Source organism: Agromyces sp. NPDC057865 (assembly GCF_042796995.1).
In the GTDB taxonomy this organism is placed as follows: domain Bacteria; phylum Actinomycetota; class Actinomycetes; order Actinomycetales; family Microbacteriaceae; genus Agromyces.
Genome location: NZ_JBHVMJ010000003.1, coordinates 194,914 through 220,174, shown reverse-complemented (window position 1 = coordinate 220,174; position 25,261 = coordinate 194,914). Strand labels below are relative to the sequence as shown.

General features: G+C 72.4%; 23 protein-coding genes and 1 tRNA gene. 12 read left to right on the top strand and 12 right to left on the bottom strand.

What is annotated here, in order from left to right:
- Positions 1 to 77: 77 nt before the first annotated feature.
- Positions 78 to 1,712 (bottom strand): LuxR C-terminal-related transcriptional regulator, encoded by a 1,635-nt coding sequence (locus tag ACFVN5_RS13935; RefSeq protein ID WP_376955836.1) that lies wholly within the window; start codon positions 1,710 to 1,712, stop codon positions 78 to 80.
- A 226-nt stretch (positions 1,713 to 1,938) separates the two neighbouring features.
- Between ACFVN5_RS13935 and ACFVN5_RS13930 the strand changes: the two genes are divergently transcribed.
- The gene (locus ACFVN5_RS13930; RefSeq protein WP_376955835.1) at positions 1,939 to 3,462 is read left to right on the top strand and encodes an APC family permease; all 1,524 of its coding nucleotides are present in this window, start codon (positions 1,939 to 1,941) and stop codon (positions 3,460 to 3,462) included.
- Positions 3,463 to 3,559: 97 nt separating this feature from the next.
- Positions 3,560 to 4,360 (top strand): alpha/beta fold hydrolase, encoded by an 801-nt coding sequence (locus ACFVN5_RS13925; RefSeq protein ID WP_376955834.1) that lies wholly within the window; start codon positions 3,560 to 3,562, stop codon positions 4,358 to 4,360.
- Between the two features lie 6 nt (positions 4,361 to 4,366).
- Here ACFVN5_RS13925 and ACFVN5_RS13920 read toward each other — a convergent pair whose 3' ends face one another.
- Together ACFVN5_RS13920 and ACFVN5_RS13915 are read right to left on the bottom strand one after the other, a co-directional pair.
- Positions 4,367 to 5,005: an iron chaperone gene (locus tag ACFVN5_RS13920; RefSeq protein ID WP_376955833.1), complete on the bottom strand. Its 639-nt coding sequence runs from the start codon at positions 5,003 to 5,005 to the stop codon at positions 4,367 to 4,369.
- 118 nt (positions 5,006 to 5,123) lie between these two features.
- Positions 5,124 to 6,746 carry a LuxR C-terminal-related transcriptional regulator gene (locus ACFVN5_RS13915; protein WP_376955832.1) on the bottom strand — a complete coding sequence of 541 codons (1,623 nt, stop codon included), beginning with the start codon at positions 6,744 to 6,746 and terminating at the stop codon, positions 5,124 to 5,126.
- A gap of 66 nt (positions 6,747 to 6,812) precedes the next feature.
- Here ACFVN5_RS13915 and ACFVN5_RS13910 point away from each other — a divergent pair, with 66 nt between their 5' ends.
- Positions 6,813 to 7,082 (top strand): acylphosphatase, encoded by a 270-nt coding sequence (locus ACFVN5_RS13910; protein WP_376955831.1) that lies wholly within the window; start codon positions 6,813 to 6,815, stop codon positions 7,080 to 7,082.
- A 137-nt stretch (positions 7,083 to 7,219) separates the two neighbouring features.
- A complete protein-coding gene (locus ACFVN5_RS13905; protein ID WP_376955830.1) occupies positions 7,220 to 7,579 on the top strand; it encodes an SPW repeat protein in 360 nt (119 codons plus the stop codon).
- On the opposite strand, the gene ACFVN5_RS13900 is transcribed toward ACFVN5_RS13905, so the two are convergent.
- From ACFVN5_RS13900 to ACFVN5_RS13875, 6 genes are all read right to left on the bottom strand, one after another.
- A complete protein-coding gene (locus tag ACFVN5_RS13900; protein ID WP_376955829.1) occupies positions 7,569 to 9,422 on the bottom strand; it encodes a LuxR C-terminal-related transcriptional regulator in 1,854 nt (617 codons plus the stop codon). The genes ACFVN5_RS13905 and ACFVN5_RS13900 overlap by 11 nt on opposite strands.
- Before the next feature lie 138 nt (positions 9,423 to 9,560).
- A complete protein-coding gene (gene rplA, locus ACFVN5_RS13895; RefSeq protein ID WP_376955828.1) occupies positions 9,561 to 10,250 on the bottom strand; it encodes a 50S ribosomal protein L1 in 690 nt (229 codons plus the stop codon).
- 145 nt (positions 10,251 to 10,395) lie between these two features.
- Complete coding sequence (gene rplK, locus ACFVN5_RS13890) at positions 10,396 to 10,824, bottom strand: 50S ribosomal protein L11 (protein WP_148732537.1); 429 nt, start codon at positions 10,822 to 10,824, stop codon at positions 10,396 to 10,398.
- 239 nt (positions 10,825 to 11,063) lie between these two features.
- Positions 11,064 to 11,990, bottom strand: a complete 927-nt coding sequence (gene nusG / locus ACFVN5_RS13885) for a transcription termination/antitermination protein NusG (protein ID WP_376955827.1) — start codon at positions 11,988 to 11,990, stop codon at positions 11,064 to 11,066.
- A gap of 60 nt (positions 11,991 to 12,050) precedes the next feature.
- A complete protein-coding gene (gene secE / locus ACFVN5_RS13880; RefSeq protein WP_376955826.1) occupies positions 12,051 to 12,326 on the bottom strand; it encodes a preprotein translocase subunit SecE in 276 nt (91 codons plus the stop codon).
- A 40-nt stretch (positions 12,327 to 12,366) separates the two neighbouring features.
- A tRNA-Trp gene (locus tag ACFVN5_RS13875) sits at positions 12,367 to 12,439 on the bottom strand.
- A 243-nt stretch (positions 12,440 to 12,682) separates the two neighbouring features.
- Between ACFVN5_RS13875 and dgt the strand changes: the two genes are divergently transcribed.
- On the top strand, positions 12,683 to 14,197 hold the full coding sequence (gene dgt / locus ACFVN5_RS13870) for a dGTP triphosphohydrolase (protein ID WP_376955825.1): 1,515 nt from the start codon (positions 12,683 to 12,685) through the stop codon (positions 14,195 to 14,197).
- A 130-nt stretch (positions 14,198 to 14,327) separates the two neighbouring features.
- Positions 14,328 to 14,735: a hypothetical protein gene (locus tag ACFVN5_RS13865; RefSeq protein ID WP_376955824.1), complete on the top strand. Its 408-nt coding sequence runs from the start codon at positions 14,328 to 14,330 to the stop codon at positions 14,733 to 14,735.
- Here ACFVN5_RS13865 and ACFVN5_RS13860 read toward each other — a convergent pair.
- A complete protein-coding gene (locus ACFVN5_RS13860) occupies positions 14,695 to 17,742 on the bottom strand; it encodes a hypothetical protein (protein ID WP_376956809.1) in 3,048 nt (1,015 codons plus the stop codon). The two genes, ACFVN5_RS13865 and ACFVN5_RS13860, sit on opposite strands and share 41 nt — an antisense overlap.
- A gap of 87 nt (positions 17,743 to 17,829) precedes the next feature.
- On the opposite strand from ACFVN5_RS13860, the gene ACFVN5_RS13855 reads away from it, so the two are divergent.
- A complete protein-coding gene (locus tag ACFVN5_RS13855) occupies positions 17,830 to 19,047 on the top strand; it encodes a pyridoxal phosphate-dependent aminotransferase (RefSeq protein ID WP_376955823.1) in 1,218 nt (405 codons plus the stop codon).
- Positions 19,048 to 19,111: 64 nt separating this feature from the next.
- Here ACFVN5_RS13855 and ACFVN5_RS13850 read toward each other — a convergent pair whose 3' ends face one another.
- Together ACFVN5_RS13850 and ACFVN5_RS13845 are read right to left on the bottom strand one after the other, a co-directional pair.
- A complete protein-coding gene (locus ACFVN5_RS13850) occupies positions 19,112 to 19,294 on the bottom strand; it encodes a CsbD family protein (RefSeq protein WP_376955822.1) in 183 nt (60 codons plus the stop codon).
- A 95-nt stretch (positions 19,295 to 19,389) separates the two neighbouring features.
- Positions 19,390 to 20,286: a LysR family transcriptional regulator ArgP gene (locus tag ACFVN5_RS13845; protein ID WP_376955821.1), complete on the bottom strand. Its 897-nt coding sequence runs from the start codon at positions 20,284 to 20,286 to the stop codon at positions 19,390 to 19,392.
- A gap of 72 nt (positions 20,287 to 20,358) precedes the next feature.
- On the opposite strand from ACFVN5_RS13845, the gene ACFVN5_RS13840 reads away from it, so the two are divergent.
- From ACFVN5_RS13840 to ACFVN5_RS13820, 5 genes are all read left to right on the top strand, one after another.
- Positions 20,359 to 21,126 (top strand): LysE/ArgO family amino acid transporter, encoded by a 768-nt coding sequence (locus tag ACFVN5_RS13840; RefSeq protein ID WP_376955820.1) that lies wholly within the window; start codon positions 20,359 to 20,361, stop codon positions 21,124 to 21,126.
- A gap of 101 nt (positions 21,127 to 21,227) precedes the next feature.
- Positions 21,228 to 22,067 carry a YciI family protein gene (locus ACFVN5_RS13835; protein ID WP_376955819.1) on the top strand — a complete coding sequence of 280 codons (840 nt, stop codon included), beginning with the start codon at positions 21,228 to 21,230 and terminating at the stop codon, positions 22,065 to 22,067.
- The gene (locus ACFVN5_RS13830) at positions 22,010 to 23,392 is read left to right on the top strand and encodes an RNA polymerase sigma factor (protein ID WP_376955818.1); all 1,383 of its coding nucleotides are present in this window, start codon (positions 22,010 to 22,012) and stop codon (positions 23,390 to 23,392) included. Before ACFVN5_RS13835 ends, ACFVN5_RS13830 begins: the two co-directional genes overlap by 58 nt.
- Before the next feature lie 119 nt (positions 23,393 to 23,511).
- Entirely contained in the window at positions 23,512 to 24,432 is a 921-nt protein-coding gene (locus tag ACFVN5_RS13825) for an ABC transporter ATP-binding protein (protein ID WP_376955817.1), read from the top strand.
- A complete protein-coding gene (locus ACFVN5_RS13820) occupies positions 24,429 to 25,250 on the top strand; it encodes an ABC transporter permease (protein WP_376955816.1) in 822 nt (273 codons plus the stop codon). Before ACFVN5_RS13825 ends, ACFVN5_RS13820 begins: the two co-directional genes overlap by 4 nt.
- Positions 25,251 to 25,261 lie beyond the last annotated feature (11 nt).

Below are 25,261 nucleotides of genomic sequence, written 5' to 3'. Positions count from 1 at the left end.
GATGCCACGACGCCGCCGCGTCGAGAGGATCTCGCATCCGACCGACGCGGGCGATGGGGGATTCCACCCAGCCCGGCTCAGTCGGCCACCCCCTTCCGGAAGGCCCAGGCCGTCGCGGCCGACCGCGACGACACGCCGAGCTTGCCGAAGATGTTGCTGAGGTGCCGCTCGACGGTCTTCTCGCTGAGGAAGAGATCGCTCGCGATCTCGCGGTTGGTCTCGCCCGCGGCAACGAGCCGCAACACCTCGGCTTCCCGGTCGGACAGCCCGCCCGGCTGCGGCGTCGACACGGTCGACCACTCGGCCTCCGCCGCAGCGAGCGCCTGACCGGCGCCGAGATCCGAGAACACCACGCGCGCCGCGTCGAGCTCCATCGCGGCGGACGCCTCGTCGTCGAGGGCCCGGCAGGCCCTGGCCGCGGTCAGCCGGCACCGCGCCGCCTCGTAGGGCACATCGAGGTCACGCCACCGGGCCCATGCCCGCCGCGACGCCGTCAGCGCGCCACGCGCGTCGCCCTCGGCGAGCCGTACGGCCGCGTCGGCCTGCTCGACGACCGCCAGCAGCATCGGCATCGGGCTCGACCGGCTGAGCTCCCGCAGCTCGTCGGCCACCGCACGCGCGGCGGCGACGTCGCCGGCGGCGAGCTGGATCTCGACGGTCGCGGGCAGCAGCCAGCGGCGCTCCGCCGGGTCCAGTCGTTCCGCCGCGGCGAGGACCATGGCGCGCGCCACGTCGACCTCCGCCTGTGCCAGCCTCAGCAGGGCGAGGCCGGGCTGGGGTTCGAAGCCCGTGCGTGCGGCCTGCTCGAAAGAAGATGCCGCGGCATCCGGCTCACCGCGCAGCCGATGCACCTCCCCGATCTGGTAGCACGCTCCGAACATGCCGTTGGGATCCCCGAGCTCCGATCGCTGCCGCGCCTCCTCCGCCGCTGCGAGCGCGTCCGCCCAGGCACCGTGCAGGAGGAAGAGCTCGGCACGGTGCGCGTGACACTGGCCGCTGAACGCGACCATGTCGGGCTGTTCGGCACACCAGCGATCGAGCGCCCTCGTCCACTCATGCGCACGCCGCACGTCGAAGGTCCGGCGGCAGCACTGCAGGACCTCGCAGTACACGATGCCGGAGGGAATGGGCGAGAGCTCGCCCGCCGTGACGGCGACCATCACCTCATCGAGCCGCGCGAGACCCTCCGCCGCACGGCCGAGCATGATCTCCGACTCGCCGAGGCCCAGTTCCCCGAGGGCGACGAGGTCGGCATCCTGCGCGACGCGCGCGAGCTCGGCCGTGCGCGCGAACAACGCAGCGGCGTCCGCGGCGTCGCCGCGGTACAGGGAGGCCAGGGCCTCCGGGATGAAGAGGAACCCGTGGTCGGGGCGGCCGTCGGGGTGCTCGTCGAGGAGTCGTTGCGCCCGCGCGAACCAGCCGCCGGCCTGCGCCAGGTTCCCGACGTACATGAACTCCATGCCGAGCCAGACCGCACTCCGGATCGCGCCGTCGAGGTCGCGCTCGGCGATGAACGCCTCGTGTGCCCGGGTTCGCCACGCGACGCTCTCCTCGAACCGCCCCACCAGCAGGGCCGCGGTGGCGAGCTGCTCGAGGTCGAGTGCAGTGGCCGCCGTCGCACGATCGGCCGCATCCAAGCCGTCGATGGCGTCGGTCCAGCGTTGTTCCGAATACGCGGTGCGGCCTCGGTCGAGGGCGGTCGGCGCGTCCATGACGCCTCCAAGTGGGGCTGTCGGCGTCGACCGTGCGCGAGTCGGGAGACCGGCGGATCCGACCGGCGCCCAGCCTCAGGCTAGACCCCGTGCCGGAGCGCGGCAACGGCGGGATCGGAAAATCATTCGGTGCTATAGCTTTAGCGCCGAAGGTATGGCAAGCTGTCGCAATCGACTGGCGTCCGGGGTGGGCGGACGCGATCAATGACGATCACGAAAGGTCACGATGTCAGAACCCGCGAAGCCCGCCGACCTCGGCGACGGCGAGCACCTCCAGGTCCTCGGCTACGAGGACGAGTTCAACCGTTCCATGAGCCTCTGGGCGAACTTCGCCCTCGGCTTCACCTACCTGTCGCCGCTCGTCGGCGTCTACTCGCTCTTCGCGCTGGCGCTCACCGTCGGCGGCCCGCCGTCGATCTGGTGGATCGTCATCGTCGGCGCCGGGCAGCTGCTCGTCTCGCTCGTGTTCGGCGAGGTCGTGTCCCAGTACCCGATCCACGGCGGCATCTATCCATGGGCTCGCCGCCTGTGGGGTCGCCGCTACGCGTGGATGGCCGCGTGGGTCTACATCTGGGCCATGATCGTGACGATCACCGCCGTCGCCGAGTACGGGTCGGGCTTCGCCGCGAGCCTGTTCGGCGTCGAGGCGACTCCGACCACGGGGCTCGTGCTCACCCTCGCCCTGCTGCTCATCGCGCTCGCGATCAACTTCACCGGCACGAAGTGGCTGGCCCGCGTCGCCCGCATCGGCCTCGCGGCCGAGCTCATCGGCGTCATCGGACTGGGCCTGTACCTGCTGATCTTCCAGCGCAAGCAGGAGTTCAGCATCTTCTTCGACACGATGGGCGTGCAGGGCGACGGCAGCTACCTGCCGGCGTTCATCGGTGCCGCGCTCGCCGGCCTGTTCCTCTTCTACGGCTTCGAGGCGTGCGGCGACGTCGCCGAGGAGGTCGAGAACCCGGCACGACGCATCCCGAAGGCGATGATCCTGACCATCCTCGTCGGCGGCGTCTCCGCGCTGTTCTCCTTCGGCGGCTACGTGCTCGCCGCGCCCGACCTGCAGGCCATCGTCTCCGGCGAGGACGCCGATCCGATCCCCGCGATCCTCGAGTCGACGCTCGGCCCGGTCGGGGCGAAGCTGTTCCTCGTCGTCGCCATCACGGCCTTCCTGTCCTGCGTGCTCAGCCTGCAGGCCGCCGCGAGCCGGCTCCTGTTCTCCTTCGCACGCGACGGGATGCTCCCCGGTCACCGCTGGCTGTCGAAGGTGTCGGAGCGCAGCAAGGTCCCGACGAACGCGCTCATCGTCGCCTGCACGGTGCCCGCGCTGATCGCGATCCTCGTCTGGCTCAACGCCGACCTGCTCTACCCCGTCACCGCGTTCGCCGTCCTCGGCATCTACGTGGCGTTCCAGATGGTCGTGCTCGGCTCCCTGCGCCAGCGGCTCCGCGGCTGGAAGCCGGCCGGTCCGTTCTCGCTCGGCCGCTGGGGCATCGTGGTCAACGTCCTCGCGCTCGCGTACGGGATCTTCGCGATGTACCTGCTCGCGGCTCCCGGCGCATCGGGTGACTTCTTCACCGACTGGGTGGTCCTCCTCGGCCTCGGCGTCGTGCTCGCGACGGGCCTCGCGTACCTCTTCCTGGCGCGACCCGACCGCAAGTCGGATGCCCCGGCCGGCGACGCCATCGAGGTGGCGGCGCGCCTGCGGGCCCACCGCGGCGAGTTGACGGAGGAGCCCTCGACCGTGAGCTGACGCGGGACGGGGACGAGCGGTCGCGGCCTGGGGAACGTCGCGACCGCTCGTCCGCCATTCGTCGCCCACGTCCGCTCCACCGGGCTACCGTGGCGGCATGGGGACCGTGCGGGTCGACGGCCTCGACCTCGCCTATCGTCGGAGCGGACACGGCATCCCGCTCCTGTTCCTGCACGGCGCCTTCGGCGACTCCCGTGACTGGACCGCAGAGTCCGAGCAGCTCGCCGATCGCGCCGACGTCGTCGCCTGGGACGCGCCCGGCTGCGGCGGCTCGTCGGACGTACCCGTGGGCTGGACCGACGAGGACTGGGCCGACGCCATCGCCGGCTTCGTCGAGGCGCTCGGGCTCGATCGGCCCGTGATCTGCGGGCTCTCGCTCGGCTCCGTGCTCGCCCTGCTCGCAGTGCGCGACCACCCCGGCCTGGCCAGGGGCCTCGTGCTCGCCGGGCCGTACGCGGGCTGGGCCGGGTCGCTGCCGCCCACCGAGGTGGAGCGACGCATCCGCGACTTCGAGGCCACCGTCGACGTGCCGCCGGCCGAGTGGGCGGAGGAGTTCCTGCGCGACGCCTTCCCGACCGGCGCCGCACCCGAGCGCCTCGCCTCGGCTCGGGCGGCCCTGCTGGAGTGGCGGCCGCAGACGACCGCGGCGATGCTCGAGGCGCTGGGGCAGCTCGACCTTCGCTCGAGCCTCCCCCGCATCGACGTCCCGACCCTGGTCGTGCACGGCGGCGCCGACCGGCGCAGCCCGTTCACCGCGGCGCTCGCGATCGCGCAGGCGATCCCGCATGCGCGACTCGTGGAGCTCGCCGGCCTCGGCCACGACTGCTGCGGCGAGGCCGAGTTCATCCGCGCGGTCGAGCGGTTCCTCGACGACCTGGGCGACGAGGCCGCGGCGTAGACGCGGTCAGCGCTTCTTCGCGGCGTCGATCTGGTCGCGGCGCAGCAGGATGATGCGGTCGACGAGCGACTCGGGCAGCGGATGCTCGGGCGTGAACCGGATCGTGCCCTTCGACCACGACCAGCCGTCGAGCTCCCCCTGCACCGACGAGACGACCTCGGGGCTGAACGGGTAGAGCCCGATGTGGTCCTTCGTGGACATCAGGCTGAGCAGCGGCGAATCGCGGTACCGCAGTGCCGGCATGCCGTAGCTCACGCCCTCGACCGCCTCGGGCACGAGCGACACGGCCCTCGCCCGGATCCGCTCGATCAGGTCGCGCTCGGGCTCCTCGAGCCCGGCGATGTAGTCGCTCATCTCCCCCATGACGTCACATGGTACGCCCGAGGTACGACGAGCCGATGCGAGGCAGAGCAGCAGCATGATGCCGCACGAGACGAGGTAGAACGTGTGCAGCGCCCAGATCGGGCCCACCGGAAGGCTGAACACGTAGAGCGAGTACACGGCGTTCGCCGCGTTGATGATCGCCATGCTCGTCAGGCTGTACGACGAGACATCCCGCGTGCGCAGCGCCTTGCGCAGCATCGGCAGGTTGCTGACCGCGAAGGCCACGGTCGAGACCGTGCCGGCGATCATGGGGATGTCCATGGCCGCAACGGTAGGCCGGGGCATCCGGATGCCGCGTCGGCCGAAGCGCCCAACTCCGCGGGCCGGCGGACATGGGTCATCCGATGCAGACGGCCGTCGGCGGCGTCGCCGGGAACGGTCAGACGAGCCCGTTCTCGTAGGCGTAGGCGGTCGCGCCGGAGCGCGACGACAGCCCGAGCTTGCCGAAGATGTTGCTGAGGTGGCGCGCGACGGTCTTCTCGCTCAGCGAGAGCCGCTCGCCGATCGCGCGGTTGGTGAGGCCGGTCGAGACCAGGCGGAGCACCTCGACCTCCCGAGCGGTGAGCGCACCAGTCGGCCGGTCCCCAGTGAGCTCGGCGAGCTCGGCGAGCGCCGGGTCCGCGTCGAGCGCGCGGAACACCGCTCGGGCGCCGCGGATCTCGGCCTCGGCGCCGGCCCGATCGCCGAGCTCGGCCAGCGCGCGGCCCGCCACCACCCGGCTGCGCGCCAGCTCGTACGACGCACCGGTGGCCCGCCACGCGTCCACGGCGACGCGCGCCGCTTCGAGCGCCGCCGCCGCGTCGCCCTCGGCCAGCAGCACGCGGGCCTCGGCCGACGCGATCACCGCCTGCAGCGTCGGCGTGGTCATCTGCTCGCCCGACTCGCGGAGCTCGGCGATGGCGCGCCGGGCCGCCTCGACCTCGCCGCCGGCGAGCTCGATCTCGACGACCGCGGGAAGCAGGTACCGCCGGGTGAACCGATCGGCCCCGGCGGCGCTGCGCCGGATCGCCTCCTGCGCCTGCTGCGTGCGCCCGGCGGCGAGGTGGAGGAGGGCAAGGCCCGGTTGCGGCTCCCACCCCGACTCGCCCGCCCGTCGGTAGGAGGCCTCGGCGGAGTGGAACGCGCCGCGCAGGCGCGCGAGCTCGGCGAGCTGGTACGGCGCGCCGTAGATCGCCCGGTAGTCGCCCGCGCGGAACCGGGCGAGCGCCAGCTCCGCAGCCGTCGCCGCCTCGTCCCACGCGCCACGCGCGATCAGGAGCGCTGCCTGAAGCGCGTGGCGCTGCCCGCTGAAGGTGACGAGCTCGGGCTGCCCGCGGCACCACTCGTCGAGCACCGCCGTCCAGGCGGCGGCGCGCTCGAGGTCCGACGCCATCAGCGCGTCGGAGATCACGGCGCACACGATCACCCCGACGGGCACGGGCGCGACGTCGCCGGCCGCGACCGCCGCCATCGCGCGATCGAAGCTGCGGAATCCCTCGTCGATCTCGCCGAGCTCGATGAGCGACTTGCCGCGGCACAGCAGGGCGTTCGCGGCGAGCTCCCGGTCGTCGTGACGTTCGGCGATCGCGAGGACCTCCTCGCACTGCCGCCGCGCCTCGGCGGGATCTCCGCTGCCGAGCAGCCCGACCGCGGGAGCCATCCGGACGAACCCGGCGACCGAGCCCGGGTCGGCCATGGCGTGCACGAGGTGCATCCCGCGCGAGGCCCAGACGACGCTCCGCGAGAAGTCGCCGAGCTCGATGAACCACAGCGCCAGCCAGCCCGCCGCGCGCGCGGCCCCTGCGGTGTCGCCGGCGCCGAGGTGCCCGTCGTAGGCGCGCGACAACAGGTCGACCGAGCCCTGCGGTTCGCCGCGCAGCAGCGCGACGTTCGCCAGCAGCTCGAGGTCGGTCGGGCCGAGGCCGTCGAGGGCGTCCGCGACCGAGAGGCGCTCGTACGCCTCGGCCCAGCGCCGCTCCGCCGCGGCCGCGCGGCCCGTCTCGAGTGCGCTCGACGAGGTCATCTCGCTCCCAGCCGGGTGCGGTCCGCCGTGGCCCGACGCCGGCACTCGTCATCGTACGCTGGAGGGGTGATCCGCAGGCGGGTGATCGTGCACGGCGGGGTCCAGGGCGTGGGCTTCCGCTACTCCGCGCGGATGCAGGCCGAGCGACTCGGGGTCGCCGGCTGGGTGCGCAACCGCGCCGACGGCACGGTCGAGGCCGAGGTCGAGGGCGACGCGGCATCCGTGCAGGCCATGCTCGACTGGCTCGCCGAGGGGCCGCCCGGAGCCCTCGTGCAGGGTACCGAGGTCGCCGAGGTCGAGCCCACTGGCGAGCGAGGGTTCCGCATCGGCTTCTGAGCGGATGCCGCGCGCCCCCGTCCCCTCGCGACGAGCCGGATTCCCTGATCAGCAGCGATTGCCGCGCGACTCAGGCGGTCGTACCGTTAAGTCGACCCCCGCTTTGGGAGCCACCGACCGTGAGGAGGCTGGTTTCTATGAAGAAGTGGACGCGATGGGAGGACTGGGTGGCCATCGCCGCCGGTCTCGCCGTGGCACTGTCGACCGTGTTCGTGCCGCCGATGGGCGCATCGGTCGCGATCATGCTGACGCTCGGCGTGCTGCTCATCGTCTCGGGGCTCGTCAACCTGGCGATGCCGGGCCTCGTCGCGATGGAGTACGTGCAGGGCGCCCTCGGCGTGCTGCTCATCATCTCGCCGTGGATCGGCGGCTACGCCGATCCGATGACCTTCGGTGCGGCGTGGATGTCCTGGATCGGCGGTGCGGTCGTCGTGATCGTCGCCGCGCTCGCCATCCGCCCGAGCATGCGGGCGCACGAGGACGCGATCACCCACTGACGATCGGGAAGGACGAGGGCCCGTCGGCGTCCGCCGGCGGGCTCGTCGTCGGCCCGGTGCGTGCGGGGTCGGGCACGCGCGCCGCGATCTGCGTGCGCGAGGTGCCGCCCATCCGCTCGAGGATGCTCGATACGTGCTTCTCGACCGTCTTCGTGCGCAGCGACAGCGCCACCGCGATCTCGGCGTTGCTCGCGCCTGCGGCGATGAGGTGGGCGACCTGCGACTGCCGCTCGGTGAGCCGCGCGTCGGCGACGGCGTCGCGGGAGACGGGCTCCACGACCACGCCGAGGAGGTGCGCTCGCCGCGTCACCCCGTAGACCCGCAGGATGCGGCCGACGTGGCTCTCCACCGTGCGCACGCTGAGGAACAGCGCCTCCGCGATCCGCCGATTGCTCCAGCCGGCGATGACGAGCGCGGCGACCTCGCGCTCGCGGCGCGACAACGGCCGGGCGGGCGCGAGCCCGTGGTTGAGGGTGCGCACGCGCGCGACCGACGAGTGCGCGACCGCGACGGCGTCGAGCCGGGTCGCAAGCCGCGACACGTTCGGCAGCTCCGCGAGCGCCCCGGCGCGGTCGCCCGCGGCGACGCAGCTGGCGAGCAGCATCATCCGGGCCCGCAGCGCCTCGATGCCGGGGTTGCGCACGGATGCCGCGGCGAGGCGCGGCCGGGCCGTGCGCGGCGATCGGCCCGCGGCATCCGCGATCGCGAGCCGAAGGCGCCGGGTGGCCAGCTCGTTCGACGGGGACGCCATGAGCCGCGCGAGGCGACGCTCGCACCCGCGCGCGTCGTGCAGGTCGCCGGACTCCGCCGCCGCGAGCCCGGCGATCTCGAGCGCCCGGCCCTTCATGTGCGAGCCGAGGTGCGGCAGCATCCCGTCGACGCTGCCCGCCGCCGTGAGCACGCGGTGCGCGCTTGCCGGGTCGCCGAGGTCGGCCAGTGCGCTGGCGAGCACGACGAGTGCGGACGCCGCGGACGCCGGCGAGCTGTGCGTGCCCGCGCGCCGCACGAACTCGTGCTCGGCCTCAGTGAGCTGCAGGCCCGGCCCGCCCCGGAGGGCCTCGATCGCGACGATGTTGACGACGCCGAAGATGCTCCACGGCGATCCCGGCTCGTCGCGGAAGACGCGGTCGGCACGCCGGAACCCGTCGAGCGCGGTCGCGATGTCGCCCGATGCGAGCTGCGCGAACGCGAGGTAGAGCTCCGCGACCGAGGCCCAGGCCTCCGCACCGACGCTCCGCAGCGCCTCGAGGGATCGGGACGCGACGGGCGCCGCGCGCTCCGGCATCCCCACGCACACGAGCAGGAGGGCGGCGTGCACGGCGTCGCCGTCGCGCGCGAGGTCGCGTCCGCCATGCTCGTCGCCGAGGCGGTCGAGGATGTCCGCTGCCCGCCCGGCCGCGGCGCACTGCTCGGCCCAGTCGACGCGGGGCCCGGTGCCGTCGTGGAACAGGGCGTCGAAGGCGGCGGCGACGAGGAGCTTCAGCTCGGTGGCCGGCCGGAGCCCTCGCGGCATCGATGGCAGGCGAACACGAGCGGAGGCGGTCCAGTCGCCGTGCAGTCGCCCGAGCCCGAGCTGGGCGGCGACGGCGGCGCGCTCCTGGACGCCGACCGCGCGTGATGCGGCCGCCAGGAGGCGCAGCTCGGCACGGCGCACGTGCCCGCCGTTCTGCTCGTACGCGGCGACGCGCAGCTCGTCGTCGAGCGGCGAGCCCTCGCGCAGCTCCTTCGCGCCGCGCCGTGCGAGCGCGCCGAGGCTGCCGGTCTCCAGCAGCGTCCGCTCGCCGGGAAGCCAGCCCGTCTCGTCTGCTCCGCCCCTCCCGCGAAGGTCGAGTGCCCGGTGCATGATCCGCCCCGGCGCCAGCGTATCGGCGGCGGCGCGGCGCGTGGGCGCCCTCTTCGGGGGGTACGACGAAGGGCCCGCCGGCGAACCGGCGGGCCCTTCAGGTCTCGATGCGCGCTTCGCGCGGCTCGATCAGCGAGGTCAGATCGCGTTGACGTCCAGCGGGATGCCGGGGCCGAACGTGGTCGACACGGCGCCCTTCTGGATGTAGCGGCCCTTGGCGCTCGACGGCTTGAGGCGCACGACCTCCTCGAGGGCGGCCCTGAGGTTGTCGTTGAGCTGGTCGTGCGAGAACGAGGCCTTGCCGACGACGAAGTGCACGTTGGCGTGCTTGTCGACGCGGAACTCGATCTTGCCGCCCTTGATGTCCTCGACGGCCTTGGCCGGGTTCGGGGTCACGGTGCCGGTCTTGGGGTTCGGCATGAGGCCGCGGGGACCGAGCACCTTGCCGAGACGGCCGACCTGGCCCATGAGTTCGGGGGTGGCGACGGCCGCGTCGAACGCGGTGTAGCCGCCGGCGACCTTCTCGATGAGCTCGGCGCCGCCGACCTCGTCGGCGCCGGCCGCGATCGCAGCCTCGGCGGCGGGGCCGGTCGCGAACACGATGACGCGAGCGGTCTTGCCGGTGCCGTGCGGGAGGATGACGGTGCCGCGCACCATCTGGTCGGCCTTACGGGGGTCGACGCCGAGCTTCAGCGCGACCTCGACGGTCGAGTCGAACCTCGCCGAACCGGTCTCCTTCGCCAGGGCGACGGCGTCGGTCGGGGTGTAGTACTTGCCGGCCTCGATCTTCTCGGCCGCGGCCCGGTAGGCCTTGGACTTCTGTGCCATGTTGCTTCTCCTTGAGAGAGTGTGGTCATCGCGCCTGGCGGGCGCTGCCACGAATGAGAGTTCTGTGCTCTTCGGCCCCTGAGCCTGTCGAAGGGGCGGAAGCGAGCGGTGGCGTTCCCTTCGACGAGCTCAGGGAACGGGGGGATTACTCGACCGTGATGCCCATCGATCGGGCGGTGCCGGCGATGATCTTCGAGGCGGCGTCGAGGTCGTTCGCGTTGAGGTCGACCATCTTCTGCTCGGCGATCGCGCGGACCTGGTCCTGCGTGAGCTTGCCGACCTTGGTGGTGTGCGGGACGCCCGAGCCCTTGGGCACGCCGGCGGCCTTCTTGATGAGCTCGGCGGCGGGCGGGGTCTTCAGGATGAAGGTGAACGAGCGGTCCTCGTAGACGGTGATCTCGACGGGGATCACGTTGCCGCGCTGCGACTCGGTGGCCGCGTTGTAGGCCTTGCAGAACTCCATGATGTTCACGCCGTGCTGACCCAGGGCCGGGCCGATGGGCGGGGCCGGGTTTGCGGCGCCGGCGTTGATCTGAAGCTTGATCAGACCAGTGACCTTCTTCTTCGGTGCCATGATTTCTCTCTTTCTGTTCGAACGCCCCGATCGGGGCACTCTCCCGCAGGTTCCGGCGGATCCGGGCTGCGGTGGTCGGGGTGCGCAGAGCGCACAACCTGTCAATGATAACGGATGTTTCGAGCACCGGTGGTCGAGTAGCCGCGCAGCGGCGTATCGAGACCCGGTGACCGTGCCGCGAGACCGCTCATCGCGTTTCGATACGCGTCGCGCTCCGCGCGGCGCTACTCGACGACCGGCTAGAGCTTGGTGACCTGGTCGAAGCTGAGCTCGACCGGCGTCTCGCGCTCGAAGAGGGAGACGAGCACCGTGAGCTTGCCGCTCTCGGGCTTGATCTCGCTGATCGTGCCGGGCAGGCCCGCGAACGAGCCGTCCTTGATCGTGATGGTCTCGCCGATCTCGAAGTCGACCTCGGCCGGGATGGCGCGGGCGGCGCCTGCGGCGGCACCGGCCTTCGCACCGCGCGCGGGGGCGACGTCCTTGATCTCGACGAGGCTCTTCAGCATGCCGAAGGCCTCCTCGAAGCGGAGAGGCGTGGGGTTGTGTGCATTGCCGACGAAGCCGGTGACACCCGGCGTGTGGCGGATGACCGACCAGCTCTCCTCGTTCAGGTCCATGCGCACGAGCACGTAGCCCGGGATGCGCACGCGGGTGACCATCTTGCGCTGGCCGTTCTTGATCTCGACCACGTCCTCCATCGGCACCTCGACCTGGAAGATGTAGTCGGCCATCGCCATCGACTCGCGGCGCTGCTCGATGTTCGCCTTCACGCGACGCTCGAAGCCCGCGTAGGAGTGGATGACGTACCACTTGCCCGGGAGGAAGCGCAGCTCGGCGCGGAACTCCTCGTACGGGTCGTTGACGTCCTCGGCCTCCTCGGCGGTCGCCTCGGCGGCCGCGAGCACTTCGTCTTCGGAGTCGATCTCGAGGGCGTCGTCGACGACCGCGTCGGCCTCGGGGTCCGCGGCCTCGGCCATGGCGTCGAGCACCGCGTCGAGGTCGATGTCGTTGCCCTCGTCGTCGACGATGTGCACGGCGCGGTGCTCGGCCGCCTCGACCGCATCCTCGTCGCGCTCGTTGGGCGAACCCTCCTGCGCCTCGTCCTCCTCGGACGACTGCTCTGCAGCGGTCGCCCAGTCGACGTCGTCCCGCTCAGTCCTAGCCACTTGTCTCAATCCTTCTCTTCAGTGCGCCGTCGGCGCTCCGGTCACCGGGGTCGCGCCCCACTAGGTCGCGGGAGTACCGAAGACCCAGAGGACGAGCCAGCCGAAGACCTGGTCGAGGCCCCACACCAGCGCCATCATGATGACGACGAACACGAGCACGACGACCGTGAAGCTGATCAGCTCCCGCCGCGTGGGGGTGACGACCTTGCGCAGTTCGCCGAAGACCTGCCGGATGAACAGCGCGATCCGCGCGAAGGGGTTGCGCCGCGCCGCGCGATCGCGCTTCGCGTTGGCGACGACATCCTCGCTGGGCTCGTCGATGATCTTCCGTGCCACCTCGTACACCTTTCGTGGGCCGGCAATCACTGCCGGCTCGCAGGGCGGACAGGACTCGAACCTGCAACCTGCGGTTTTGGAGACCGCTGCTCTACCAATTGAGCCACCGCCCTTCGGAGGACGTGGCCTCCGTGGCTGCCGCACTCCCGCCCGCTCCTCCTGCCCGAAAACGGGCAGGGGAAAGCTTGCGTGGGAACCGCAACCTCAGCAAGTTTAGGCGACGGATGCCGCGCCGCCAAACCGCGCCCGGATCGCGGACCCGTCGGCGGCCCCCGAGGCGCCGCCGACGCCCGTAGATTGGGAATCGCAGCGCCGGGATCGGAGCATCATCGCCCGGCCGAGAGGGGAGCCGCCCGATGCCGTCAGCACGCGCCGCCCGACGGTTCGCCGAGCCGCGATCGAGCGTCGAGGTGATCGGCGAGCACTCCGAGTTCCGGCTCGATCTCGAGCGCATCCGCTTCTCGCCGTACTTCTCGCGGCTGTCCGCCGTGACGCAGGTGATCGCGCAGCCCGGCGCCGGCCCGCTCATCCACAACCGCCTGACGCACTCGATCAAGGTCACGGCGGTCGCACGCGCGATCGCGGTCGGGATCACCGACCCGTCGTCGCCGGCCCGCGAGCTCGCACTCGAGCACGGCTGCGACGCCGTCGTCGTGCAGGCCGCGGCGAGCGCCCACGACCTCGGGCACCCGCCGTTCGGCCATCTCGGCGAGCGCGTGCTCGACCGGCTGGCGCGCGAGAGCCTCGGCCTCGCCGACGGGTTCGAGGGGAACGCGCAGACCTACCGCATCATCACCGCGCTGGACGTGTGCGAGGCCGCGCCGCAGGGCCTGAACCTCACGGCGGCGGTGCGCACGGCCGTGGCGAAGTACCCGTGGACTCGGTTCGTCGACGTCGGCGCATCCGACGATCCGCTGCCGCGAGGGCTCCGCCGCGTGTCCGGCGGGGTCGAGGTCGTGAAGTTCTCGGCCTACGACCTCGACGCCGACGACCTGTTCGCCGCACGACACGGGATGCCGCCGATGCAGCAGTCGCTCGAGTGCTCGATCATGGACATCGCCGACGACATCGCCTACTCGATCCACGACGTCGACGACTTCTACCGGGCCGGGCTCCTCAGCCAGGGCGCGGTGGCGCGGGAGTTCCGCGGGTGGATCGCGGGTGCGAGCGAGTTGCGCGCCCTCGACGACGACGCCCTCACGACCCGCGGCGCACCGCCCGGGTCGGCGCTCGAGGGGCTGCGGCGGAAGCTCCGGCGCAGCGACCCGTGGATCGCCGACGACGACGCGTTCGCGGACGCCGTCGACGTCGTGGCCGACGACCTCGTCGACGGCCTGCTCGCGACGCCGTTCGACGGCTCGATCGCGTCGGAGCGCGCCCTCTCGTCGTTCACGAACCGCTGGATCGGGCACCTGCGGGCCTCGGTCGTCCCGGCGCCGCCCGACGTCGCCCGCTCGGGCCTCGTGACACTCGACCGCAGGGCGTGGCACGAGGTGGAGATCCTGAAGTTCGTGCACCGGCACTTCATCCTCGACCGCGCCGACATCGTCATGTACCAGCGCGGACTCAGCCGCGCGCTCACGCGCACCGTGCGCGGGCTCACCGCCTGGGTCACGGACGACTTCGACCGGCACCGCGTGCCCGAACGGCTCCGGGAGCTCGTCGACCTCGCCACGGAGGGGTACGCGCGGCTGCGCGCGGCGCAGCCGGCGGGCATCCCGGTGCCCGAGGCATCCGAGGTGCACACGCTGGGCGTGGCGCGAGGCGTGGTCGACTACGTCGCGTCGCTGTCCGACGACCAGGCCCTCGCCGTGTCGGAGGCGATCGACGGCCGCCCCGACCGGCTGTGGGACATCGGCCAGAGCCTCTGAGCGCCGGCCGCGACACGTCGCCCGTGTACCTTGTCGTGCGACGGCGGCAGCGCTAGCGTCACGCTCAGCACCACCCCGCGCCGTGCGCCCCCGCCCGGCGCCTCATGCGAGTTCGAGGGAGTGTTCCGCCATGAGTGACAACACCGTGACCAAGTGGGTCGGCTGGGTCTGGTTCGCCGCGATCGTCATGCTCATCGCCGGCGTCTTCGACGCCCTGCACGGGCTCGCGGCGATCTTCGCGCCGGGGAGCGCCTACTTCGTGAGGACCGAGGGCGCGCTGCTGCTCTTCGACGTGCAGGGCTGGGGCTGGTGGCACCTCATCATCGGCATCGCGCTCATCATCGGCGCCGCGGGGCTGTTCCGCGGCGCGACCTGGGCGCGCGTGGTGGCGGTGATCCTCGTCTCCATCAGCGGCATCAGCCAGCTGTTCCTGCTGCCGACGCAGCCGTGGCTGTCGATCATCGTGATCGCGCTCGACGTGCTCGTGATCTACGCGATCATCGTGCACGGACGGGAGTTGGCGGCGCGGACGGACTGAGCGTCCGGCGCCGTCCCGGCAGCGCGAGGAGCGCGCCGATCACGACGAGCACCCCGCCGGCCGCCGCGGCCCACCATGCGGTGTCGGCGGGGATGTCGAGGTAGACGCTGATGCCGAGGATGCGCGAGAGGCCCCACGGCAGCAGTGCCATCTCGTCGTTCCAGAGCGTGAGCGCCGCCTCGAGGCCGATGGCGCCGATGAGCGTGCCGACGACGGCGAGCACGGCGCCGACGGCCGCGACGACGGTGCCGGTCGCCCGGCGCGCGCCGACCTGTCCGGCGAGCGCCCACGCGCCGGCCACGACGACCCAGCCGAACGCGGCGAACGCGAGGGTGACGTAGGCCGAGCGCGCGAGCGGGTCGGTCCAGAAGTGGAACCAGTAGCCGCCGGGGCCCGTCGGCGCGAGCACCACGAGCAGGAGCACCACCCGCAGCATCGCCGCGCCGCCGACCGCCGTGAGCACCGGCCACGCCGAGCGGCCGCGGAGCGCGAACAGGAGCACGAGCACGAACACGGCCCACGAGCCGAGCGTCACCACGAGGTGCGAGGGCGCGAGGAACCAGGTCTGGATGCCGCGGCTCGCGACGAGCGCGAGCGCGGGCACGCCGACGACGAGCGCGCGGTCGACGCGCGTGAGTCCCTCGGCCGCCTCGGCGGCGCGCCACGGACGGGTCGCCGCGACCCAGAGCGCGCGTGCGGCGCGGGCGCCCGGCCAGCCGGCACGCGCGGCGCCGGCGGCGATCCCGTACGCGAGCCAGATCGCGACGAGCACGAGCGCGATGCGGGCCGCCCAGGCCATCGGCAGGTCGCGCTCGGCGCGGTCCACGCCGAGCTGCGCAGCGGTGAGGTTGTAGGCGGGGTAGTACGGGTCGCCCGCGTAGGCCGCCTCGTGCGCGGCGGCGGATGCCTCGAACGCGCGCCGCGCGGCATCCCACTGCTCGTACGCCGCCTGCTCGCCGGTGTCGTGCCACTGCGCCTGGCGCAGGAACATCTCGCGGTAGTCGCCGAGCATCGCGTAGGTCGACGCCTGGTAGTCGAGCGTGTCGAGGAACGCCGTGCGCAGGGCCGGATCACGCCACGTCGCGGCATCCGTCGCGGCCACCGCCTCGTGCATGCGCTCGACGGCCGCGCTCGCCCGGTCGCCACCCACGATGGCCTCGTCGAGCTCGTCGCGGCTCACGTCGTAGATGACGTCGAGCACGGCGCTGTCGCCCGTGACGATGTCCCACTCGAAGATCCACATCATGGGCGGCGGCTCGAGGCCGATCGCGAAGACGCGGCGATCGGCGAACGGGCCGATGTAGAGGCCCTCAGTGATGGCCTCGCGCGACTGCGCCATCGCCTCGCCGATCGCCTGCACGGTGGCCGGGTCGTCGGAGAACCAGCGCCGCGCCCAGTCCGCGGTGAGCTGTGCCGGGTCGGCGCCGGGATCGCGCGCGAGCCGCACGGCGAGCTCGGTGTTGAGCTCGGAGAGCTGCCAGAAGCCGGCCTTCAGCTCGAGCGAGAGCGGTCCGGCGCGCCACGGGCCGCCGTCCTGCGTCCAGGTCCAGATGCCCTCGAGGTTGGGGTTCGCCGCGATGAAGCGCTGCAAGGCCTCCTGGTAGAGCACGCCGAGGTCGTTGGGGAACGCGCCGAAGTTCTCGAACTCGCGACGGCTCTGGAACTCGACGATGCGGCGGTGGTCGCCGACCTCGAGCGTGTGGTTGAGCGGCAGGTGGCTGTAGAAGTCGCCGAGCGTGTACTTCGTCGACACGATCAGGCGGTCGGACGTGATGCCGTCGAGCACGGCCGCGTAGGAGTCGTCGTTCGTGTGCATGTCGCCGACGGCGCCGACGCCCACGCTCCACGTGCGGAAGATTACTTCGCGGTCGGCTCGCGCCGCCTGCTCGGTGAACGCCGTGAGCATCGCGCGCACCGAGTCGACTGTCGTGACGGCGAGCTCGGAGTAGTAGTCCCAGCCGGGCAGGTCGTAGACGCGGCCCGCCTCGCCGATGCGCACCAGCAGGCCGTCGACGTAGGGCATCTCGGCGTAGAGCTCGTCGAGTCCGGCCGAGTAGACGTCCCAGAACGCGGGATCCTCGGTGGCGAGCCCGCCGAAGCGGTCGGTGAGGTACGCCTCGAGCGGCGTCGTGAGCGTGAGCATGTCGGTGCGGAAGGAGACGCGCAGGCCCGCGTCGTGCGCGAACTCCCACATCGGCCCGAACGCCTCGCGCATCGCGAGCGCGCGGGCGACGTGGTCATCGCCGGGGCCGTACACGTCGTCGCCGTCGCCGACCTCCGAGAACGTGAGGTACTCGATGAACCCCGGGATCGCGATCGCGTTGTAGCCCTCGGCGAGCGCGTGGCGCACGTACGCCTCGAAGTCGACGCGGGCGACCGCGAGCGCCGTCTCGTCGATGTACGGCGCCTCGGGCAGGATCACGTCGGCGAACGCCTTCGAGTTGTGCGAGTAGTCGTCGCCGGCCGCCCACTCGGCCTCGTCGACCGTCACGCCGACCGCGCCGAGGTCGACCATGCGGAAGCCCAGCTCGGACTCCACGACGTCGCCGAGCCGCTCGTCGACGGGCCGTCCGTCGCGCACCGCCGCGGCGAGGTCGTAGACCCCCAGGGCGGCCCCGGCCTCGGTGGCCGCGACCACGCGCAGTGCGGCGGCCGTACCGTCGAGCCGGTACGTGTCGTCGGCCTCGGATGCCGCGGCCGCGCCGTTCCCCTCCACGACCACGTCGAGCGTCGCCGTGCCGGCGGTCGCGCCCGCATCGGCGACCGCGTCCTGCAGCTCCTCGACCGCCATCCCCACGCGCATGGAGTCGGGCGCCGTCACCGCCGTGAACGCCGGAGGCACCGCGACGGGCGCCTCGGGCGCGGCCACGAGCGTCTCCGCGGGGATGTCGGACGGCTCCGATCGGATGCCGAGCGCATCGGTGAGCACGAAGGCGATGCCCACCCCGAGGGCGAGCAGGACCAGGATCGCTGCCCCGGCGCGCAGGGCTCGTCGGGGGCGCGTCATCACGCGGCGCAGCGTAGCAGAAGTGGGACAGATGTCCCAGTCGAGGATCGATCCGCCACGCGGCATCCGCTCGCCTAGGCTGTGAGGGTGACCGAACACGCCCGCCTCTCCGCTCGAATCGCCGCCATCGCCGAGTCCGCCACGCTGAAGGTCGATGCGAAGGCGAAGGCCCTCCAGGCCGAGGGCCGGCCGGTCATCTCCTACGCTGCCGGCGAGCCCGACTTCCCGACGCCCGATCACATCGTCGAGGCGGCCCTCGCCGCCGTGCGCGACCCGCGCAACCACCGCTACACGCCCGCCGCCGGCCTGCCCGACCTCCGCGAGGCGATCGCGCAGAAGACGCTGCGCGACTCGGGCCTCGAGGTCGGCGCCGGCCAGGTCGTCGTCACCAACGGCGGCAAGCAGGCCGTGTACCAGGCCTTCCAGGTGCTGCTCGACGACGGCGACGAGGTGCTCGTGCCGACGCCGTACTGGACGACGTATCCCGAGGCGATCAAGCTCGCGGGCGGCCGCCAGGTCGACGTGTTCGCGGGCGCCGACCAGGGCTACCTCGTCACGGTCGACCAGCTCGAGGCCGCGCGCACCGACCGCACGAAGGTGCTGCTCTTCGTCTCGCCCTCGAACCCGACCGGCGCGGTGTACTCCGCCGACCAGGTGCGCGAGATCGGCGAGTGGGCGCTCGAGCACGGCATCTGGATCGTGGCCGACGAGATCTACCAGAACCTCACGTACGCCGACGACCCCGACGGCGTGCCCCCGCGCGCGGTGTCGGTCGTCGAGGCGGTACCCGAGCTCGCGAACCAGACGATCCTCGTCAACGGCGTCGCCAAGACCTACGCGATGACCGGCTGGCGACTCGGCTGGATGGTCGGCCCCTCGGACGTGATCAAGGGAGCCGCCAACCTGCAGTCGCACCTGTCGTCGAACGTCTCGAACATCTCGCAGCGCGCGGCCATCGCCGCCCTCACCGGCCCGCAGGACGCGGTCGAGGAGATGCGCCGCGCGTTCGACCGGCGCCGTCGCACGATCGTCGCCGAGCTCTCGAAGATCGAGGGCGTGCACGTGCCGGTGCCGCAGGGCGCCTTCTACGTCTACCCCGACGTCACGGGACTGCTCGGCCGCGAGTGGGGCGGCGTCACGCCCGCCACCTCGCTCGAGCTCGCCGACCTCATGCTCGAGCAGGCCGAGGTCGCGGCCGTCCCGGGCGAGGCCTTCGGCCCCAGCGGCTTCCTGCGCTTCAGCTACGCGCTGGGCGACGCGCCGCTCCTCGAAGGCGTGCAGCGCCTCCAGAAGCTGTTCGCCTGATCGGCTCCTGACACGACGACGGGCCGCCGGGGATCATCCCCGGCGGCCCGTCATCGTCGATGACTCAGCGGTCGTCGTCGCGGAAGGCGTCCTTCACGTCTTCGACCGTGTTCTTCATGTCCGCCTTGGCCTGGTCCATCTTGCCCTCGGCCTCGAGGCGCTCGTTGTCCGTGACCTTTCCGGCGGCCTCCTTGACCTTGCCCTTCAGGTCTTCGCCAGTGTTCTCCATGCGGTCGTCAACGCCCATGATGGGCTCCTTTCCCGGCGGGATCGCCGCCTGCATCCCACTCAACGCGGAGTCGGCCGAGCGGACAAGGGGCTTGAGTCGCGGGGCCCGACGCGCTACCGGTCACCGAGGAGCGCACGCCGGGACTCGGCGACGACCTCCTCGGCGATCGCGTCGAGGAGGGGCGAGCGCAGGTTCCACTGCTGCCAGTGGTGCGGCACGTCGAGCGGCGGCCCGCCGAGCGGCACGAGCGCTCCGCGGTCGAGCTCGTCGTCGCACTGGAACCCGGGCAGCAGCCCCCAGCCGAGGCCGAGCTTGACGGCCTCGGCGAAGTCGTTCGACGCGGGCACGTAGTGGCGGGGCGAGCGCGCGGCATCCGCCCCGACCTCCTCGAGCCAGGCGGACTGGAGGTCGTCGCGCCGGTCGAAGTCGACGCGCGGCGCGGCCTCGAGCGCGTCGGTCGTCGGCCCGTCGGGGAGCCAGCGGGCGACGTAGTCCGGCGTGGCGACCGCGCGGTAGCGCATGATGCCGAGCGGGCGCACGACGCACCCCGCGACGGGCTCGGCCTGCGAGGTGACGGCGGCCATGACGGTGCCCGATTCGAGCAGTCCGGCGGTGAAGTCCTGGTCGTCGCGGTGCAGGTCGAAGACCACCGGATGCCGCTGCACCACGCGTGCCAGCGCCGGGAGGAACCACGTGGCGAGCGAGTCCGCGTTCACGGCGAGCGGCACCGAGACGGGCCGGTCGGGCGCGGCGTCGTCGCCGAACGCGGCGAGCGCGTCGTGCTCGAGCAGCGCGAGCTGGCGGGCGAGCCGCACGATCGGCGCGCCGGCCTCCGTGGGGCGGGCCGGCTTCGTGCGCACCACGAGCACGCGCCCGAGCTGCTGCTCGAGGCTCTTCACGCGCTGGGACACGGCCGACGGCGTGATGCGCAGGCGCCTTGCCGCCGCGTCGAACGTGCCCTCGTCGATGACGGCGGCGAGCGTGCGGGCGAGGTCGAGCGGGATCTCCATCTGAAGCAATGCTAATGGCGGTGAAGAATCATGAGCTGGATTGCCGACGGCGGCCGCCGTAGCCTCGAACGCATGCTCACCCCTCTGCTCGCCGGCATCGGCCTCGGCCTGTCGCTCATCGTCGCCATCGGCGCGCAGAACCTCTTCGTGCTGCGGCAGGGCATCCGCCGCGAGCACGTGCTCGCGGTCGCCGCGATCTGCGCCCTCTCCGACCTCGCACTCATCGTGGTCGGCGTCTCGGGCGTCGGCGCCGTGATGCAGGCCGTGCCGTGGCTGGTCGACGTGATCCGGTGGGCGGGCGCGGCGTTCCTCATGGCCTACGGGCTGCTCGCCGCGCGACGGGCGATCCGTCCGAGCGGGGTCGCACTCGACGCGAGCGGGGGTGCGGATGCCCCGGGGCGGTCGGATGCCGGGGCCGGGACACCCGCGGCATCCGACGGCCCGGCGGCATCCGGCGGGCTCGCGGCATCCGGTGGGCTCGAGGCATCCGGTGGGCTCGAGGCATCCGGCACCGCGGCGGCGACCCTGACCCGCGCGTCGACCGCGCGCTCGGGACTGCTCGCGGCGGTGCTCACCTGCCTCGCGCTCACGTGGCTCAACCCGCACGTGTACCTCGACACGGTGTTCCTGCTCGGCTCGGTCGCGAACACGCACGGCGACGGTCGGTGGGCGTTCGCGGCGGGCGCCGGCCTCGCGAGCATCGCCTGGTTCTTCGGGCTGGCGTACGGCGCGAGACTCCTCGGCGGCGTGCTCGCCAGCCCGCGCGCGTGGCGCGTGCTCGACGCGGTGATCGCGGTCGTCATGATCGTGCTCGGCGTCTCGCTCGTGCTCCCGCACTGACGATTCCGGATCGAAGGCTCGACTCTCCGGATCGAAGTGTCGATTCGCCCTCCCCTCGTTCGTCGTACCTGCGTAGCGTGACCGAGAGAGAGGAATCCGCCATGCAGTACGCACTGTTCTATGCCGAGGGCCCCGACGCCCTGCCGTACGTTCCCGCCGACGACAACGTGGGCGAGTGGGTCGACGAGGTCGTGGCGCGCGGCGTCTCCGAGTACGGGGAACGCCTGCGGCCCGGGCACGACGCGACGACCGTCCGCGTGCGCGGCGGCGAGGTGCTCGTCGTCGACGGGCCGTTCTCCGAGGCGAAGGAGGCGATCGGCGGGTTCGACGTCGTCGACGTGCGCGACCTCGACGAGGCGATCGAGATCGCGTCGAAGCATCCGGTGGCGGCGTTCGGACGCGTGGAGATCCGGCCGTTCGTGCAGTGGCCCGGCGCCGAGCCCGGGGCGAGGATCGTGCCCGAGGGGTTCGCCGAGCGGGCGCCGCAGGGGCGCCGGTACCTCATGCTCGTCGTCGTGGATCCCACCGGCGAGCGAAGCGACGCCGACGGGGCCGCCGACGCGACCGACGACGACCCCGAGGCGTGGGTGCGCGAGATGGACGGCCGCGGTGTCCGGCAGTTCGGCGAGGTGCTGCGACCGCCATCGGATGCCACGTTCGTGCGACGCCGCAACGACGAGGTGCTCGTCACCGACGGTGGCTTCGCGGAGGCGAAGGAGTGGGTCGCGGGCTTCGACCTCCTCGACGTGCAGGACCTGGCCGAGGCGATCGAGGTCGCCGCGAAGCATCCGATGGCGCGAGGTGGCGCGATCGAGCTGCGGCCGACGTGGCCGTTCGACGTGCACGGCGACCAGGTCGCCCGCGCCGAGAGCGAGGCCGACGCGTGGGCACGCCGTCACGAGCCCGCCGCGTCGGAGGCCCTCGAGGGAGTGTCCCGCTGACGCCCACGGGCGAGGACGAGCCGGGTGCGAGCGCGGGCGACGCGCTCGCACCCGGCGTCGCGGGCGCGCTGCGGGAGGCGTATCGCAGCGAGTGGGCGCGCGTCGTCGCGACGCTGATCCGCGTGACGGGCGACTGGGACGTGGCCGAGGACGCCGCGTCGGGCGCCTTCGAGCGCGCGGCGACCACCTGGGCCCGCGATGGCGTCCCACGGAACCCCGGAGCCTGGCTCACCACCGCCGCGCGCAACCTCGCGCTCGACCGCCTGCGACGCCGCGGCGTCGAGGCCGAGAAGGTCAGGGAGTGGATGGCGATGGAGGAGTTCTCAGGGCGGGCCGACGGCCCGCGCGACCCCGCCGACGTCGTCGCCGACGACGAGCCCGCCTGGGACGACCGGCTGCGGCTCGTCTTCACCTGCGCCCACCCCGCACTGGCCATGGACGCTCGCGTGGCGCTGACCCTCCGCACCGTCGGAGGCCTCGACACGGGCGAGATCGCGCGCGCCTTCCACGTGCCCGAGGCCACCATGGCCCAGCGCATCGTGCGGGCGAAGCGCCGGATCCGGAACACCGGCATCCCCTATCGCGTGCCGACCGCCGACCTGCTCCCCGAACGGCTCAGCGGCGTGCTCGCGGTGCTCTACCTCGTGGCCAACGAGGGCTACCTCGCGTCGCACGGCGACGAGCTCCAGCGCCTCGACCTCACCGCGGAGGCGATCCGCCTCACGCGCATGGTCGTGGCGCTCATCCCCCACGCCGACGAGGCCCGGGCGCTGCTCGCGCTCCTGCTGCTCCAGCACGCGAGGTCGGCCGCGCGCGTGGACGCCGACGGCGAGCTCGTGCCGTTGCCCGAGCAGGATCGCTCGACGTGGGACGTGGCCGAGCTCGCCGAGGGGCTCGAGCTGCTGGCCCACACCGGAGGCCACGACCGTGCCGACTCGCCCGGCCCGTACCGCCTCCAGGCGGAGATCCAGGCCGTGCATTCACGCGCCCGTACGGCCGACGACACCGACTGGGCGGCGATCGTCGACCGGTACGACGCCCTCGCGGCGTTCGCCGACTCGCCGTTCGTCGCGCTCAACCGCGCGATCGCGCGAGGCATGGCGTTCGGGCCGCAACAGGGCCTCGACGACCTCGGGCTGCTCGAGGCATCCGGCCGGCTCGACGGCTACCACCTGCTGCCCGCCGCCCAGGCCGACCTGCTCCGCCGGCTCGGGCGCACGGATGCCGCGGCCGCCGGCTACCGCGAGGCGATCGCGCTCGCCCGCACGGCGCCCGAGCGCCGCTTCCTCGAGCGTCGGCTCGCCGAGCTCGATCCCGAGGGTTGAGGAGGACGCAGCCCGTCTCGAGACCCGGCGCCGACACGCACCATCCACCGATCGGTGGAGGAGGAAATCGACCGCACGGTCGCTGCCGCACGGCAGCCGCAACCGGCAGGGTCGATGGCATGGACATCTCAGCGCCCAGTACGGGCACCATCCCGAGCGATGCGGACGCCGCCGTGCGCATCCGCGGACTCCGCAAGGACTACGGTCGGCTCGCGGCCGTCGACGGCATCGACCTCGACATCGCGCGCGGCGAGACCTTCGCCCTGCTCGGCCCCAACGGCGCGGGCAAGTCGACCACGGTCGAGATCCTCGAGGGCTACCGGCTCCGCTCCAGCGGCGACGTCAGCGTGCTCGGGGTGGACCCGGCTCACGGCAACCTCGCCTGGAAGGCGCGGATCGGCATCGTGCTGCAGTCGGCGACCGAGCCCGGAACCGCGACCGTGCGCGAGCAGCTCGCGCACTTCGCCGGCTTCTACCCGGACCCGCTCGACGTCGACGAGGTCATCGCCGCGGTCGGCCTCGAGGAGAAGGCGCGCACGCGGGTGTCGAAGCTCTCGGGCGGCCAGCGCCGCCGCGTCGACGTCGCGCTCGGCATCATCGGGCGCCCCGAACTGCTGTTCCTCGACGAGCCGACCACCGGCTTCGACCCCGAGGCGCGGCGCGAGTTCTGGCAGCTCATCCGGTCGCTGAAGGCCGAGGGCACGACGATCCTGCTCACGACGCACTACCTCGACGAGGCCGCCCAGCTCGGCGACCGGGCGGGGGTCATCGTCGGCGGCCGGCTCATCGACATCGGCGCGATCGACGAGCTGGGCGGCGCCGAGGCGCGCGTCCCGATCGTGCGGTGGCGCGAGGCCGACGGCGCGCTGCGCGAGGTGCGCACCGACCGGCCGGCCGAGCTCGTGGCATCCGTCGTCACCCGGCTCGGCGGTGAACCCGAGGGGCTCGAGGTCATCCGACCGAGCCTCGAGGACATCTACCTGCAACTGGTGCACTCGGCCGGAGCCGAGGCCCACGCTCACGAGGAGGCGCTCGCATGAGCACGACCTTGAACACGACCACGGTCGGCGCATCGCGCATCGGCTACGAGACGCGGAGCTACTTCCGCTCGCCCGACGCCGTGTTCTTCACGTTCCTGTTCCCCGTCATCATGCTCGGCATCTTCACGGCCGCGTTCAGCTCGTCCGGCGAGATCCAGCCGGGCCCGGGCACCGAGGGCGTCTCGGTCGGGGCCTATTACCTGCCGGGCATGCTCGCCGCGGGCCTGCTCCTCTCGGGCGTGCAGAACCTCGCTGTCGAGATCGCGGGCGAGAAGAGCAACGGCACGCTGAAGCGGCTCGGCGGCACGCCGCTGTCGCCCGTCTCGTACTTCATGGGCAAGATCGGCCAGGTCTTCGTGACCGGCGCGCTGCAGGCCGCGCTCCTGCTGCTCGTGGCGGCGACCGTGCTCGGCATCGCGCTGCCCACGACCCTCGAGGCGTGGCTCACGTTCGCATGGGTGTTCGTGCTCGGCATCACCACGTCGGCGCTGCTCGGCATCGCGCTGTCGGCGCTGCCGCGCAGCGGCAAGAGCGCCACCGCCGTCGTCATCCCGATCGTGCTGATCCTCCAGTTCATCTCGGGCGTGTACCTGCAGTTCTCGCAGCTGCCCGAGTGGATGCAGAACATCGCGAGCATCTTCCCGCTCAAGTGGATGGCCCAGGGCATGCGCGCCGTGTTCCTGCCCGACGACTTCAAGGTGATGGAGCAGAACGGCGAGTGGGACCTCGGACTCGTCGCGATCGTGCTGGTGGCCTGGCTCGTCGTGGGGCTCATCGTCAGCCGCGTCACGTTCCGGTGGATCCGGCGCGACGCGTGACCGGACCGGCG